14 protein-coding genes are annotated in these 14,373 nt (G+C 69.7%); 9 read left to right on the plus strand and 5 right to left on the minus strand.

Translation table 11 applies throughout. From position 1 onward, the window contains the following. Positions 1-11 precede the first annotated feature (11 nt). The 5 genes from KME78_RS31050 to KME78_RS31070 are packed head-to-tail and all read left to right on the plus strand — an operon-like array spanning position 12 to position 7,147. A complete protein-coding gene (locus KME78_RS31050) occupies positions 12-1,259 on the plus strand; it encodes an ABC transporter substrate-binding protein (protein ID WP_219532940.1) in 1,248 nt (415 codons plus the stop codon). Further along, the gene (locus KME78_RS31055) at positions 1,256-2,101 is read left to right on the plus strand and encodes a carbohydrate ABC transporter permease (protein WP_308127205.1); all 846 of its coding nucleotides are present in this window, start codon (positions 1,256-1,258) and stop codon (positions 2,099-2,101) included. The genes KME78_RS31050 and KME78_RS31055 overlap by 4 nt, the downstream gene beginning before the upstream one ends. Further along, positions 2,098-2,907 (plus strand): carbohydrate ABC transporter permease, encoded by an 810-nt coding sequence (locus KME78_RS31060; RefSeq protein ID WP_219532941.1) that lies wholly within the window; start codon positions 2,098-2,100, stop codon positions 2,905-2,907. The genes KME78_RS31055 and KME78_RS31060 overlap by 4 nt, the downstream gene beginning before the upstream one ends. Continuing rightward, a complete protein-coding gene (locus KME78_RS31065; protein WP_219532942.1) occupies positions 2,907-5,918 on the plus strand; it encodes a glycoside hydrolase family 38 N-terminal domain-containing protein in 3,012 nt (1,003 codons plus the stop codon). Before KME78_RS31060 ends, KME78_RS31065 begins: the two co-directional genes overlap by 1 nt. After that, entirely contained in the window at positions 5,915-7,147 is a 1,233-nt protein-coding gene (locus tag KME78_RS31070) for an enolase C-terminal domain-like protein (protein ID WP_219532943.1), read from the plus strand. Before KME78_RS31065 ends, KME78_RS31070 begins: the two co-directional genes overlap by 4 nt. 1 nt (position 7,148) lies before the next feature. On the opposite strand, the gene KME78_RS31075 is transcribed toward KME78_RS31070, so the two are convergent. Next, a complete protein-coding gene (locus KME78_RS31075; protein WP_308127206.1) occupies positions 7,149-8,051 on the minus strand; it encodes an aminoglycoside phosphotransferase family protein in 903 nt (300 codons plus the stop codon). 69 nt (positions 8,052-8,120) lie between these two features. Next, positions 8,121-8,708, minus strand: a complete 588-nt coding sequence (locus KME78_RS31080; RefSeq protein ID WP_219532945.1) for a TetR/AcrR family transcriptional regulator — start codon at positions 8,706-8,708, stop codon at positions 8,121-8,123. A gap of 112 nt (positions 8,709-8,820) precedes the next feature. Here KME78_RS31080 and KME78_RS31085 point away from each other — a divergent pair, with 112 nt between their 5' ends. Genes KME78_RS31085 through KME78_RS31100 form a run of 4 tightly spaced genes read left to right on the plus strand, consistent with a single transcriptional unit; the run spans position 8,821 to position 11,362 of the window. After that, on the plus strand, positions 8,821-9,678 hold the full coding sequence (locus tag KME78_RS31085; protein ID WP_219532946.1) for an oxidoreductase: 858 nt from the start codon (positions 8,821-8,823) through the stop codon (positions 9,676-9,678). A 39-nt stretch (positions 9,679-9,717) separates the two neighbouring features. Beyond that, entirely contained in the window at positions 9,718-10,329 is a 612-nt protein-coding gene (locus tag KME78_RS31090) for a TetR/AcrR family transcriptional regulator (RefSeq protein ID WP_219532947.1), read from the plus strand. Then, entirely contained in the window at positions 10,326-10,997 is a 672-nt protein-coding gene (locus KME78_RS31095) for a VC0807 family protein (protein WP_219532948.1), read from the plus strand. The genes KME78_RS31090 and KME78_RS31095 overlap by 4 nt, the downstream gene beginning before the upstream one ends. Then, entirely contained in the window at positions 10,994-11,362 is a 369-nt protein-coding gene (locus KME78_RS31100; RefSeq protein WP_219532949.1) for a DUF6069 family protein, read from the plus strand. The genes KME78_RS31095 and KME78_RS31100 overlap by 4 nt, the downstream gene beginning before the upstream one ends. 20 nt (positions 11,363-11,382) lie before the next feature. Here KME78_RS31100 and KME78_RS31105 read toward each other — a convergent pair whose 3' ends face one another. Genes KME78_RS31105 through KME78_RS31115 form a run of 3 tightly spaced genes read right to left on the minus strand, consistent with a single transcriptional unit; the run spans position 11,383 to position 14,335 of the window. Then, positions 11,383-12,153, minus strand: coding sequence for an SDR family NAD(P)-dependent oxidoreductase (locus KME78_RS31105; RefSeq protein WP_219532950.1), 771 nt, complete (start codon positions 12,151-12,153; stop codon positions 11,383-11,385). After that, the gene (locus KME78_RS31110) at positions 12,150-13,163 is read right to left on the minus strand and encodes a DUF4432 family protein (RefSeq protein WP_219532951.1); all 1,014 of its coding nucleotides are present in this window, start codon (positions 13,161-13,163) and stop codon (positions 12,150-12,152) included. Before KME78_RS31110 ends, KME78_RS31105 begins: the two co-directional genes overlap by 4 nt. After that, positions 13,160-14,335 (minus strand): DUF5005 domain-containing protein, encoded by a 1,176-nt coding sequence (locus KME78_RS31115; protein ID WP_219532952.1) that lies wholly within the window; start codon positions 14,333-14,335, stop codon positions 13,160-13,162. The genes KME78_RS31110 and KME78_RS31115 overlap by 4 nt, the downstream gene beginning before the upstream one ends. Between the last annotated feature and the right edge of the window lie 38 nt (positions 14,336-14,373).

Raw genomic sequence — 14,373 nt, forward strand, 5'->3', positions numbered from 1 at the left:
GAGGCCGGGGCATGATCCGGTCACGTGTTGCCACGCTCGGCGTGGCAGCCCTCTTTCTCGCCGCCTGTGGCGGCAATACCCAAGCGCCGCAGAAGAAGTCCGAACTGTCGCTGTACAACGACAAGGGCGCGTGGAGCAAGTACTTCGACGAGATGGGCGCTCTGTCGAAGCAGCAGATCAGCTTAGGCATGAAGCCGGTCGGCTACACCGATTCGGCCCAGTACCAGGCGTTCATCAAGGCGTCGTTCCGTACGAACGTCAAACCCGACCTGTTCACCTGGCAGACCGGGGGGATGCTGGAAGAGATCGTCAAGCAGAAGCAGGTGGCCGACACCACCTCCATCTGGCAGGAGGCGATCAAGGCCGGCGACCTGTCGCAGGACCTGGCCCCCTATTACACGGTCGGCGGCAAGCAGTACTGCGTGCCGATGAACGTCGCCTACTGGGGCATGTTCTACAACAAGAAGCTCTTCGACAAGTACGGCCTGCAGCCGCCCACCACGTGGGACGAGCTGGTCAAGGTGGCCGAGACCCTGAAGAAGAACGACGTCAAGGCCTTCTACCACACCAGCGTGCTGTTCTCCTTCGTCTGGTTCGAGCAGCTCATGGCCGGCATGGACCCCGACCTGTACGACCGCCTCTCCACGGGCAAGGCCAAGTACACCGACCCCGGCGTGGTCCAGGTGATGGAGAAGTGGAAGCAGCTCATCGACGCCGGATATTTCATCAATCCCGGTGACAAAACCGACCCGGGGGATGTGATGAAGAACGGCAAGGCCGCGATGATCTCCTTCGGCACCTGGTTCAACACCAGCATGACCCAGCGCGACCTCAAGGCCGGCACCGACTACGGCTTCTTCGCGATCCCCAACGTGAACCCCGCGCTGCCCAAGACCTCGATGATCTTCGAGAGCGGCCCGCTCTGCTCGCTGACCAAGGCGGCCGACCCCGACGCGAGCCAGAAGTACCTCAAGTGGTGGACCACGCAGCCGGCCCAGGACAAGTGGGCCACGACCCGCGGCGACGTCAGCGCCAACCCCAAGGTGACGATCAAGGACGAGGCGCTCGGCCAGGTCACCAAGGACGCGGGCAGCGGCAAGTACCGCCTGGTCAACCGCTACTTCGAGGCCACGCCGCCGCCCATCCTGACGGCCGCGCTCGACGGGTTCAGCAAGTTCGTGACCGAGCCCGGCACCTACAAGGAAGTGCTCGACACCATCCAGAAGGCGGCCGACGATTACTGGAGCACGCATCAGTGAGCGCGCGCGCACCCATGCTGGGCCGTTTTAGGCACGGCTACGTCGCCCCCGCCGCTCTGCTCGTCGCCGGGTTGCTCTACGTGCCGTTCATCTGGACGGCGTACCTGAGCTTCACCAGCTATGACGGGCTAGCGCCACCCGAATGGGTCGGCCTGCGGAACTTCGGCAAGCTGCTCCAGGACCCGGCGCTGATCTCCTCGCTGGGCAACACGCTGCTCTGGGTGGTCGGCACGATGGCGCTGCCGGTCGGGCTCGGCCTGCTGGTGGCGGTGCTGTCGTACGACATCAAGGGCGGCGTCTGGTACCGGGTGCCGTTCATGCTGCCCTACGCGCTCAGCGGCGCCGGGCTGGCCATGGTGTGGAGCCCGATCCTGTCCCACGACGGCATCGCGAACCTGCTGCTCGGCGTCGACACCGCGTTCCTGCAGAAGGCGCCGCACAACACGATCGCCATGCTGCTGGTCTGGACCTGGCAGCAGCTCGGCGTCAACACGCTGCTGTTCGTGGTCGGGCTGCAGTCCATCCCCAAGGCGCCGATCGAGGCCGCCCGGCTCGACGGGGCCTCCGGGTGGCAGCTGTTCCGGCACGTCATCTGGCCGCTGATGGCGCCGCTCACCGCGGTCGTGGTGGGGCTGGCGCTGGTGGCGAGCCTGAAGACGTTCGACATCGTCTGGGTACTGACCCAGGGTGGCCCCGGACGCAACTCCGAGACGCTCGCGGTGACCATGTACAAGGACACGTTCGTGGCCAGCGAGTACGGCTACGGCGCCTCGGTGGCGGTCGTGCTCACCGTGGTCACGGGGCTGGCGTCCTACCTCTACCTCAGGAGGCAGGTGCGATGATCCGGCGTGCCGTACTGATCGTGCTCGGCCTGATCTGGCTGGGACCGACCTACCTGCTGCTCGTCAACGCCGCGCGGCCCGCGGCGTCGTACGACCCGTCGAAGGCGTGGCAGCCGTCCGGCAGCTTCGCGCTGTTCGACAACATCGCCAAAGCCGTGGACAGTGCGAACCTGTCCGAGAGCCTGGCCAGCACCGCGCTCTACAGCATCGTCTCGCCCGCGCTCGGCGTGCTCATCGGGGCGCTGGCCGGGTACACCATCGTGGTGCTCCGGCTGCGACACGGCTTCTGGTGGTTCCTGCTCATCTTCGGCGGCACGATCTTCCCGTCGCAGATGCTGCTCGTGCCGCTGTTCGTGGGCTACAGCGATCTCGGCCTGTACGACACCAGGGGCGGCCTGCTCCTGGTCTACACGGCGATCAACGTGCCGTTGGCCGCTTTCGTGCTGCGGAACTTCTACAGTGGAGTGGCGTTCTCGATCTTCGAGGCGGCCCGCATGGACGGCGCCACCACCTGGCGGATCTTCTGGCGCATCTACCTGCCGCTGTCGGTCAGCGCGCTGGCGGCCGTGTTCATCCTCGAGTTCACCTTCATCTGGAACGACCTGATCTTCGGCCTGACGCTCACGCAGACCGAGGACGTACGGCCGGTGATGACCGCGCTGGCCGGACTGATGACCGACGTCTACGCGGGCACGCCGGTGCCCGTGGGCCTCGCGGCGGGGCTCATGGTCTCGCTGCCGACGGTCCTGCTGTTCCTCGCCACCCAGCGGCTGTTCGCCCGTGGCCTGTCTCTAGGGAGTGTCTGATGACCAGCCGGTTGCTGCAGCGGAGCCTCGGCTCGCCCGACTATGACGGGATCAGGCAGGCGCTGCGCAACGACACCTCGACACCGGTGATCGGCGTGCGCGGCGCGGAGGTGCGGGTCGCGGTGCTGCCGCTGTTCACCCATGACGGCCGGCAGGCGGTCCGGGTGTCGAGCACCGTGCCGCTGACGCACGTGCTGGTGGGCGAGGACAGCGCCTCCGGCACCGACGTCACGCTGCTCGTGCCCGAGGTGACCGCGCCCCGCGTGCTGACCCTGGAGTCGCGTGACGACGCCGGGCTCGTCGGCTCCGCGGAGATCACGATCACCCCGCAGCGCAAGTGGAGCGTGTTCGTCGTCCATCACTCGCACCTCGACATCGGCTACACCGACCCGCAGGGCACGGTGCTCCGCCACCACCTCGACTACCTCGACGCGGCGCTCCGGCTGGCCGAGGAGACCGCCTCCTGGCCGGACGACGCCAAGTTCAGGTGGACGGTCGAGTCGTCGATGCCGGCGCTGAAGTGGCTCGACGCCCGGCCGGCCGACCAGGTCGAACGGTTCGCCGCACTGGCCCGCGCCGGCGTCATCGAGGTGACCGCGCTGCCGTTCCAGCTGCACACCGAGGCCTGCTCGACCGAGGAGCTCTACCGGCAGCTCCGCTTCACCACCCAGCTCAAGGAGAAGTACGGCTTCGCCACCAAGTCGGCCATGCACACCGACGTGCCGGGCGCGGTCGTCGGCGTGATCGACGCGCTGAACGCCGCCGGGGTGCGTTACCTCGCCGCGGCGCACAACTGGGCCGGGCGGTCCGTGCCGTACCTGCACGGAGGCGACAAGCTGACCCGGCCGTTCCGGTGGCGGGCGCCGAGCGGCCAGGAGGTGATCGTCTGGTTCACCGACACGCCCCACGGCATGGCGTACATGGAGGGCAACACGGTCGGGCTCACCGACTCCTACGAGCTGGCCGACGACCTGCTGCCGCGCTACCTGTCGGCGCTGGCCTCGCGCGGCTACCCCTACGGTCCCGGCACGTTCGGCTGGCAGGGGCCGGACGCGCCCCGCGAGCCGTACGAGCTGGACGTCCTGCACCTGCGGGTCCAGGGCGCGCACGCCGACAACGCCGGGCCGTCGATCGTGCCCGCCTCCATCGCGCGCCGGTGGAACGAGCAGTGGGCCTTTCCCCGGCTGCGGTCCGCGGTCAACAGCGACTTCTTCGAGCACGTCGAAGAGCGCTACCACGACCGCCTGGCCGTGCACGAGGGCGACTGGACCGACTGGTGGGCCGACGGGCTCGGCTCCGGCGCGCGTCCCCTCGGTTACGTACGCCGGGCGCAGTCGGCGCTGCGCGTCGCCGAGACGTTGCACACTCTCGCCGGCGCCGACGCGACGGAGCAGATCGACGAGGCCTACGACAAGGTGGCGCTGTTCAACGAGCACACCTGGGGCGCGGCCAACCCCTGGCAGGACGCCGAGGAGGCGGGCGACTCGGGCGGGCTGCAGTGGACCCGCAAATCGTCGGGCGCCTACGACGCCCAGGACGACGCGGCCGACCTGCTGCACGCCGCCGCCCGCCGGTTCGGCGCCACACTCTCCGACCGCGGCGCCGCCGACCCGTCGGCGCTCGCGTCCTTCGCGGTCTTCAACCCCGGGACGGCGAGCAGGACCGACGTCGTACGCGCGTTCCTCCCCCGGGACGTGGTCAAGACGGACGTGCCGATCGCCCTCGTCGACGCGCGCACCGGCGAGACGATCCCGCACCACGAGGAGTTCGTGGACCCGGTCGACTGGCCGACCAGGCCGATCGGACGGCACCTGCACGCCGTGGTGCCGGAGGTCCCCGGCTACGGCTACGCGCGGATCGACGTCGTCAGGGGCGTCAGCCAGGCGCCCGAGCCGGTCGAGCCCGACCTGGGCGGGGTGATCGAGAACGAGTTCTACCGGGTCACCTACGACGTCCGCGAAGGCGTGATCCGCTCGATCTTCGACAAGGCGGCCGGGCGGGAGCTGGTCAACGACGGCGCCGCGGCCGGTTTCGGTCAGTACGTTTATGATCAATATGCCACCGCCCCGCACTTCAACCACCTGTCCGGACACGTCGGGGCGCACGACCGCACCCTGCTCGGTGACCGGGCGATCGGCAGGAACGCCACGATCGTCAAGGCGCAGCGGACCGCCGTGGGCGAGAAGCTGGTCGTCGAGCTGCAGGGCAAGGGCGTCGACTGGCTGCGCACCACGATCGAGCTGCACAACGGCGTCCCCCGCCTCGACCTGACCTACCAGCTCGCCAAGCAGGGCACGCCGGCCAAGGAGGCCGTCTTCCTGGCCTTCCCGTTCGCCTCGGGCCCCGCGACGGCCTGGGAGCTGACCGGCGGCGTCGGCGGACCGGACGTGCCGCGCGTGCCTGGCTCGGCCGAGTACATGCTGCCGATCAGGCACTGGATCGCCTTCGAGGACCCCGAGCTGACCGTCGCCTGGGCCACGCTGGAGGCGCCGCTGGTGCAGCTCGGCACCATCCACATGCCGTACGCGCCGTTCCCGCCGACGCTGGACGAGGAGCCGGGCACGGTCTACTCCTGGGCGCTGAACAACATCTGGGACACGAACTTCCCCTCCCAGCAGCAGGGGGAGACCACGTTCCGCTACTCGATCATGTCGGCCCCCGGGATCGAGGGCAGGCGGCTGGGCACGCGGGCGGCCGCCGGGCTGACCGACCAGTTCGTCGGCGCGCTGCTCACCAGCTCGCCCGACGCGGTCAAGTCGTTCGTCTCGGTCGACCATCCCGACGTGCTGGTCACCTCGCTCGGGCAGAAGGGCGACAACGAGCTCGTGGTCCGGCTGCAGTCGCTCGCCGCCGAGCCGGTCGAGGTTACGGTCCGGCTGCCGGGGCTCCGCCAGGCATCGGTGAGTGCCGGTTTGGAGCGCGAGCTGCGATCATTGGTGGTCTCGGCGGATTCGGTCAAGGTACGGCTGCCCGCGTGCGGTGTGGCCGCTATTTGGGGGACGTGCGAGTGAAGATCGTTGACATTCGGGCCACCACGGTCGCCGTTCCGCTGGAGGCGCCGCTCCGGCACAGCAACGGCGCCCACTGGGGCCGGTTCGTCCGCACGATCGTCGAGGTCGAGGCCGACAACGGGCTGGTCGGCCTGGGGGAGATGGGCGGGGGCGGGGAGAGCGCCGAGGCGGCGTTCAGTGCGCTCATGCCCTACCTGAGGGGCCACGATCCGTTCCAGTTGGAGGCGCTCCGGTTCAAGATCGCCAACCCGACCGCGTCGCTCTACAACAACCGCACCCAGCTCCTGGCGGCCATCGAGTTCGCCTGCATCGACCTGATCGGGCAGCAGCTCGGCGTCCCCGCCAGTGACCTGCTCGGCGGACGGCTGCGCGACTCCGTGCCGTTCGCCTCGTACCTGTTCTACCGGTACGCGGCGGAGGGCTACTCCGAGGTACGCACGCCGGACCAGCTCGTCGAGCACACCAGGGAGCTGAAGGCGGCACACGGGTTCACCGTGCACAAGCTCAAGGGCGGGGTGTTCCCGCCCGACTTCGAGCTGGAGTGCTACCGGGCGCTCGCGGCGGCCTTCCCCGACGACCGGCTCCGCTACGACCCCAACGCGGTGCTGTCGGTGGCCGAGGGGCTGCGGTTCGGCCGGGCCATCGAAGAGCTGAACAACGAATACCTGGAGGACCCGGTCTGGGGGCTCGAAGGGCTCAGGGTCATCCGCGAGCAGGTCCGGGTGCCGCTGGCGACCAACACCGTGGTCGTCAACTTCGAGCAGCTCGCCTCCAACGTGCTGCGCCGGGCCGCCGACGTGGTGCTGCTCGACACCACGTTCTGGGGCGGGATCCGGCCGTGCGTCAAGGCGGCCGGGGTGTGCGAGACGTTCCAGCTCGGGGTCGCGGTCCATTCCTCCGGCGAGCTGGGCATCCAGCTGGCGACGATGCTGCATCTCGGGGCGGTGCTGCCCAACCTGACGTACGCGGCCGACGCGCACTACCACCAGCTCCGCGACGACGTGATCGAAGGCGGCAAGCTGGCCTACGCCGACGGAGCCATCGCGGTGCCGACGGGCCCGGGGCTGGGCGTCCGGCTCGACAAGGACCGGGTCGCCCAGTACGCCGAGCTCTACCGCGAACTGGGCGGATACCCCTACGACCGGGACCCGGGACGCCCCGGCTGGTACGCCCAGGTGCCGAACGAACGCTTCGCCGACCCCACCGTGTCGGTGGAGGTCAGTATCTAGATCACAGGTCGGCGATGAGCTCGTCGAGCCGGCGCAGGGCGGCCTCCCGGCGGCCCGGTACGTCGAAGTAGGGGTCGTCGGGGACGGGCAGGGACGACGCCAGCCCCCACCCACGGCCCCGCGCCCAGGTGGCGTCGTCGACGTCGAGGGCCGCGCGGAACGCGCCCCGCGCCCCGGCCGGCAGGAACGTCCACGCGGGCATCAGATCGCACGCCGGATCGCCCACGGCCAGCGTCCCGAAGTCGATGACGGCGCTCAACCGGCCGTCCACGACCAGTAGGTTCCCCTGCGCGAGGTCGCCGTGGACCCACACCGGCGGACCGTCCCACGCGGGCGCCGCCAGCGCGGCCTCCCACACGGCCGTCACCGCGCCGGTGTCGATCATCCCGCGCAACGCCGCGATCTTGGGACGTACGCGGGCCTCGACGGCCACGGAGTCGCGCTCGTCACCCATGGGCACGCCCCGGAACGCGTTGCTCGACTCCGGCCCCGGCCCGCCGGTGGCGTCGATCTTCCGCAGCGCCACGATGAACTCGGCCAGCTCCTTGGCAGTCCCGACGGGATCGGCGAGCCCCTCGGCGGTCGCGGTCTCGCCGGGCAGCCACCGGTAGACCGACCAGGGAAACGGGTAACCCTCCCCGGGCGTGCCCATGGCGAGCGGCTCGGAGACCGGCAGCGGCAGGTGCGGAGCGAGCCTCGGGAGCCACCGGTGCTCGCGTTCGACCTGCCCGACCCACCGGGGATAGCGGGGCAGCCGTACGGACAGGTCCTCGCCGAGCCGGTACGTCGCGTTGTCCAGGCCGGACACCGGGACGGGCGAGATGGGCAGCTCCGCCCACCGAGGGAACTGCGCCGCGAGCAACCGGCGCACCAGGGCCTCGTCGATGAGTACGTCGGATGACACGCGCTCTCCTTGCCGTGGGCAACGACGCCTCATCCCACAGGTCTGGGCGGCCGCCTGTCCAACGAATTTCTAGCCTTTCGGCCGCGCGAGTCGCTGGGCCGCGCGCACCACACTGGCGCGGCGCCGCGCGTGCTCCGTCTGGTCGTCGGCGCCGGTGAGCATGCCGGCGAGATGGGGCACGGAGAACCACCAGGCGGACAGTCCGATGATCATGAACGCCAGGTGATCGGGGTCGACGTCGTCGTCCAGGATGCCGGCGCGCTGGGCGGCCGCGTAGGCCCGCGTCTTGTCCCGGTAGTGGGCGGCGCGGTTCGCCTCGTCGGCCACGGGACCGCCGGCCAGCCCTTCCCACAGCAGCAGGCGGACCAGATGGGGATGCGTCGCGTGGTAGTCGTAGGTGCGGCCGGCGAACTCGCCGATGTTCGCGAAGCCGTCCTCGGGCGGCGGCACCGAGGCGGCGAGCTTCTGGAGCTCGTCGGCGAGCACGGTCTCGAACAGCGCCTGCTTGTCACCGAAGTACTTGTACAGGCGCTCCTTGTTGATCCCGGCCCGCTCGGCGATGCGGGCCATGGTCGTGCCGTCCGGCCCGCGCTCGGCGAACTCGACGGTCGCCGCTTCCTTGAGCCGACGCCGCGTCCCCTCGGTGTCCCACGCCATGGCGACACTCTATCGCCAAAGCAAATCCAACGTTGCGGTTGGATTTTTCCCGCGCTAGTCTCGAAACAGCAACCGCACCGTTGGAGATGCAGTTCAGAGGAAAGGTATGGATATGTCCCTTCAAGGCGGGACCCTCACGCTCGCGCACGACCTCACCATCACCCGCATGGGCTTCGGCGCCATGCAACTGGCCGGGCCAGGGGTCTTCGGGCCGCCCAAGGATCGCGACCAGGCCATCGCGGTGCTGCGCGAGGCCGTCGAGCGGGGCATCACCCACATCGACACCAGCGACTTCTACGGGCCCTTCATCGTCAACGAACTCATCAAGGAGGCCCTGCACCCCTACCCGGCGGATCTCCGTATCGTCACCAAGGTCGGCGCCCGCCGTGGCCCGGACGGCAGCTGGAACCACTCGCTGGAGCCCGAGGACCTCAAGGCCGCGGTCCATGAGAACCTCCAGCGCCTTGCCGTGGACGCCCTCGACGTCGTCAACCTGCGCCTGGCCGAAGAGGGCAGCGGCGAAGAGTCGCTCGCGGAGCCGTTCGGCGCCCTGGTGGAGCTGCAGAAGGAGGGCCTGATCCGCCACCTCGGCCTCAGCGCCGTCTCCGCGACCCAGCTCACCGAGGCGCAGGCCATCGCGCCCGTCGTCACGGTGCAGAACCTCTACAACCTCGCCAACCGGCAGGACGACGCCCTCGTCGACCGGTGCGCGGCCGAGAACATCGCCTACGCCGCGTTCTTCCCCCTCGGCGGCTTCACCCCGCTCCAGTCCGCGACGCTCACGAACGTGGCCGCCCGCCTGGACGCCTCGCCGCAGCAGGTCGCCCTGGCCTGGCTGCTCCAGCGCTCGGCCACGACCGTGCTCATCCCCGGGACCTCGTCCGTGGCCCACCTCCGCGAGAACATCGCCGCGGCGAGCCTGGTCCTGCCGGCCGACGCGCTCGCCGAACTCGACACCATCGGCGGCTGAGGACTTGCCGAATTTACTCGGCTAAGTTAAAAATTACTTGTGCAAGTAAGGAAGGAAGACTCCGTCACGACCTCCGCCCGGCGGGCGCAGATCGTGGCGGCCACCATCGAGACGATCGCCGACCTGGGCTACCACCAGGCGACCTTCGCCCGCATCGCCGAGCATGCCGGGCTCAGCAGTACGCGGCTGATCTCCTACCACTTCGACGGCAAGGACGACCTGATCGGCCAGACGATCAGCACGATCTACACGGAGATCGGGACGTTCATGGCCGAGCGGGTCGGCGCCCAGACCAGCCCTGGCGCCGCGCTCGACACCTACATCCGCTCGCTGATCGAGTTCATCAGGGACCACCGCCGTGAGATGCGCGCGGCCACCGAGGTCTTCCTGAACTACCGGCCGGAGAAGGGCACCACCGCGCAGGAGGCGGCCATCGACCCGGCCTCGCTCCAGCACATCGAGCGGCTGCTGTCCTGGGGGCAGGAGTCGGGCGAGTTCCGCAGGTTCAACACCCGGGTGGTGGCGATGGCCATCCAGCGGGCCCTGGACGGCCTGCCGTTCCTCCTGGAGGGCGACCCCGGCGCCGACCTCGACGTCTACACCGAAGAGCTGATCGAGCTCTTCCGCCTGGCCACCCGGGCCACGTCATGAGCTCACGGACCAAGGCGATGCTGCTCGTGCTCATCGACCTGGTCTTGCCCATCGGCCTCTACTACGTGCTGCGCGCGGCCGGCGTCAGCTATCACTCCGCGCTGCTGATCAGCTCCCTGCTGCCGGGCCTGAGCGTCGTCGCCAACCTGGTACGTCTCCGCAAGCCCGACGGGCTCAGCCTGTTCATGACGGGCATGATGGTGGGCAGCGCGGCGATCTCTCTGCTCGTCCACGACCCCCGCCTCCTGCTGGCCAAGGACGGCTGGATCACCGCCATCTCGGGCCTGTGGTTCCTGGCCAGTGTGAGAGGCCGGCAGCCGCTGGTGTTCGCCTTCACCCGCTTCCTCCTGGAGGGTCGCGTCGGCCCTCTGGAAGACGGCGGCTCGCGCCGCGTGTCCTGGGACGTCCTGTGGGAGCGGCTGCCCGCCTTCCGCAGGATCTGGCGGGTGGCGACGGTCCTCTGGGGCATCGGACTGCTGGCCGACGCCGTCGTCCGCGTGACCATGGCCTACACCCTGCCGCCCGACGTCGTCCCCGGCCTGGGCGGCCTGCAGTATGCCGTCTTCATGGTGCTGATGCAGGTCGTGATGGCCTGCTACCTCGTCCCAACCGGCCTGTACAACCGCTGGTCGCCGCTCTACTTCCCGCTCAAGGAGATACCCGCGTGAACGTCCCCCGTCTCCTGGCCGTATTCGGCGCGGTCGCCGCCGCCCTGGCCGTCTGGGCAGTCGTCCATCTCCTCGGCGGCGTCGCCCTCGTCTCGACCTCCGGGGAGGTGACCGCGGGCTCCGTGATCGTCGCCGCGCTGGTCGCCGGCCTGACCGGTTGGGGCCTCCTGGCCGTGCTCGAACGCGTCATGGCACGGTCGCGCACGGTCTGGACCTGGATCGCCGGGGTGTTCCTCGTCGTGTCCCTCGCCGGCCCGCTCACGATGGGCACCACCGGCGCCGCCAAGGCGACGCTGGCTGCGCTGCACGTGGTCACCGGGGCCGTGCTCATCGGGCTCCTGCCGCGCCGGCGTGAGCTGCGATAGTTCGCGGCGCTGCCGTGGTTCTATTCGGGTAGCGCGGCCGGGTTACGGGCGAGCAGGCCGCCGTCCACCCGATGCTCGGCGCCCGTGATGAACGACGAGCGCGGCCCGGCCAGGAACGCCACCAGCTCCGCCACCTCCTCCGGCCGGCCCACCCGGCCGAGGGGGTGCGCCCGGCCCCACTCCGCGACCTGCTCCTCCTGCGACAGCTTCCCGCGCCACAGATCGGCCGCCCAGCGCAGCATCGGTGTGTCGACCGAGCCGGGACAGACCACGTTCACCCGGATGCCGTCGGCCGCGTGGTCGAGCGCCATCGCCCTGGTCAGCCCGTTCAGCGCGGACTTGCTGGCGGTGTAGGCGGCCACCTGCGCCTGCGAGGCGAACGCCTGCACCGACGACATCACCACGATCGAGCCGCCGCCGCGCGCCCGCATCCTGGGGATGGCGGCCTTGCAGGCCAGGTAGACGCCCTTGAGGTTGATGTCGAGCACCTCGTCCCAGACGTCCTCCGGCGTGTCCTCGACCGTGCCGTAGCGCTGCACGCCCGCGCACGTCACCACGATGTCGAGCCCGCCGTACCTGGCCACGGCCAGGTCGACCAGGTCCCGCATGTCGCCGGCCCGCCGTACGTCCGCGACCCGCCCGGTCACGTGCTCGCTGTCGAGCACCGCCTCCTTGTCCACCCCGCAGAACACCACGGACGCGCCGCCGTCGGCCAGCCGGTCGACCACCGCCCGCCCGATGCCCATCGAACCGCCCGTCACCAGGGCCACCTTGCCGTCGAACTCACTCACGCCAATACCTCCGCGCGCAACCTCAGCACCTTCGTCTCGTGCGGGCCCAGGGTAAGCGCGGTGCCGTTGGCCACCGCCTCGGCCAGGCCGTTGGTGGGCATGCTGGAGAACGGTTCGAGCCCGACCGTGTAAGCCCGGCCCCACCAGGGATAATCGGTGGTCGCGCCGACCTCCTGCCACATCCACAGGTATGGGAGAACGGAAGCATCCCACTCCACCCGCATGCCCACATCACCGGAAATTTCGTACCAACCCTCGGTAAATCCGGTGAGGTAGACGACGTCGCTCGGCGACCCGCGCTCCGGCACCATGCTGAGATCCGTCTCGCCGCCGCCCTCGGCGGGCACCACGGGCCATGTCCACGGCCCGCCCGCCCTGACCCGGCGGCCGTGCGGGTTGATGGCGCTCTCGTGCGGGATGACCGTCACGCCCTCCGGCAGCCGGATGCGGGCACCCGGCTTCAGGAACGGCCGGCCGTACACGATGTGCTGCCCCCACATGGCGTGCAGCTCGACGTCGGACTCGTTGGTCGCGCGCCCCTCGATCTCCAGCGCGGCCGACCCCGCCGCCAGCCGGAACGTCTTCTCCACCAGGTACGGCAGGCGCCGGGTGCGCACGCTCAGCCGTACCGCGACCTCCTGCTCGGAGTCGGCCACGATCTCGGCCTGCCACGGCAGCCCGGCGACCTCCCCGTGCTGCGCCAGCCGGGCGCCACGGTATTCGCTGGGGGCGCCGCCGCTGGGGAAGATCTCCTGCCAGCCACCCTCGTAATGGTCGATGAACTGGGCGACGTCGTCGGCGGCGCCCTGCAGGTGATCGTGCGGGTTGCGCAGCCCCTGCGGGGAGAGCCACACGAAGTCGGTGTCGGTTGGCTTGTGCAGGAATTCGATGACGTCACCGCCCTTGTCGGGCACGACGGTCACGCGGAGCCGCTCGTTCTCCAACACGACCGCCCGCAGCCCGTCGATCACGACGGGCCGCAGGCGTGCCGCCCAGTTCCGCGTGCTCACCCGAACGTCACGTCGATGAAGCGCGGCCGGTAGATCGAGGAGTCCCGGTAGTGGTCGGTGTTGACGAAGCTGTTGACGTTGTAGGAGACCACCAGCCCGTTGCCGGACACGTCGGGGTGCGCGTGGGCGTTGTAGGTGAAGATGTTCCCGTTGGTCTCGGGGGTGGTGTAGACGGCCTGCTTGCCGGTGAACGGGCCGAACGGCGAGCAGGAGGTGTACGCCACGATGTGCGAGCTCAGCACCTCGGTCGTGTCATGCGTGATCAGCACGTAGGCGTTGCCGACCTTGGTGACGCTGTACTCGTTGGCCACGCCGCTCATGATCCGGGCCGAGTCGGCCTCGTTCGCCGACCAGGTGCCGTCGGCCTTGAGGTACTGCCACTGGCCGAGCAGGCTCTGGCCGTACACCCGGGCGATGTGCATGTACTTGGGCGAGCCGAGGTCCTCCACCCCGTAAACGTAGGTGTAGCCGCCGTCCTTGAGGATGCCGGAGGCCCACGACACGCCGGCCGACGACGGCAGGGCGGTCACGCTGAGCGGCTGGTCGAGCCGGCTCGGCGCGAACCTGGCCAGCACGTTCCGGTGCCAGCGCCAGTCCCACGCGCCGGTGCCGTAGCGCTCGTACTCCTGGTAGGTCACCTCCACCATGCCGCCCGCCACGGTGCCGTCTCCGGCCCAGTACCAGTGGTTCTGGTCGCGCGGCGGCATCACCGCGGTCGGTTGCGCGGTGGTGCCGGCGTGGATCGTGGACAGCTTGCCGTTGCTCTCCACGGCGAAGGAGTTGTTCAGGAAGACGGTGTCGCCGCCCTCCCCGACCACCGGCGGTCGGCTGCCGTCGGCGTTGATCCTGCCCAGGAAGGTGTCGGAGAAGATCCACACCTCACGCCCGTTGGGCAGCTTCAACGAGTAGGTGCCGTCGGCACCGGTCCAGTCGTCGACGCGGCTGTTGTCGTTGCCGTACGCGGTGAACAGGCTGGTCAGCCTGGCGTCGACGGACGCGCCCCGCACTGTCGGCGCGCACGCCGCGCGGGCGGTCGCCTGCTGCTGCTGCGGTGTGGCGGCGGCCACGGACGGCACCGGTTTGGGCGGTGCGGCCAGTGCCTGCTGGGGCACGGCGGCGAGGCTCAGTAATCCGATGGCGAGGGGGATGAGGGCGGACCGGAATCGCGTCATCACACGTCCTAAGGGAGGGGGGTACGCCTACAGTTCTA

The organism is Nonomuraea guangzhouensis (genome assembly GCF_019396345.1).
In the GTDB taxonomy this organism is placed as follows: domain Bacteria; phylum Actinomycetota; class Actinomycetes; order Streptosporangiales; family Streptosporangiaceae; genus Nonomuraea; species Nonomuraea guangzhouensis.